Origin of the sequence: Streptomyces beijiangensis (genome assembly GCF_017315755.1) — a bacterium.
Lineage (GTDB): Bacteria > Actinomycetota > Actinomycetes > Streptomycetales > Streptomycetaceae > Streptomyces > Streptomyces beijiangensis.
Map to the genome: position 1 here is coordinate 1 of NZ_JAFLRJ010001749.1, position 378 is coordinate 378.

Consider the following 378-nt stretch of genomic DNA (forward strand, 5'->3'; position numbering starts at 1 on the left):
ATCCTCGCGGTCGGCGCGATCAAGCTCCAGCCCTGGGTCCACAAGGACAAGGTCAAGGCGCGCCAGGTCACCACCCTCGCGCTCTCCTTCGACCACCGGCTGGTCGACGGCGAACTCGGCTCCAAGGTCCTGGCCGATGTCGCGGCCATCCTGGAGCAGCCGAGGCGCCTGATCACCTGGGCCTGACCCGCACCGCGGACGCGAAGAAGCTCATGGACTACGGCTTCAAGAAGTAGTGAACGGCGCTGTGGCCCGGACCGTCGTCGGACGGTCCGGGCCACAGCTGTGTGCGGGCGTGCGGTGCGGGTCAGGCCCAGGTGATCAGGCGCCTCGGCTGCTCCAGGATGGCCGCGACATCGGCCAGGACCTTGGAGCCGA

1 protein-coding gene and 1 pseudogene are annotated in these 378 nt (G+C 68.8%); one reads left to right on the forward strand and one right to left on the reverse strand.

Features of this window, described 5'->3' with window-relative positions:
• On the forward strand, positions 1–186 hold a 186-nt coding region (locus J0695_RS43500), incomplete at its 5' end, for a 2-oxo acid dehydrogenase subunit E2 (protein ID WP_206970311.1).
• Between the two features lie 121 nt (positions 187–307).
• Here J0695_RS43500 and J0695_RS46230 read toward each other — a convergent pair.
• Positions 308–378: pseudogene (locus J0695_RS46230) on the reverse strand (2-oxo acid dehydrogenase subunit E2); the annotation flags it as partial.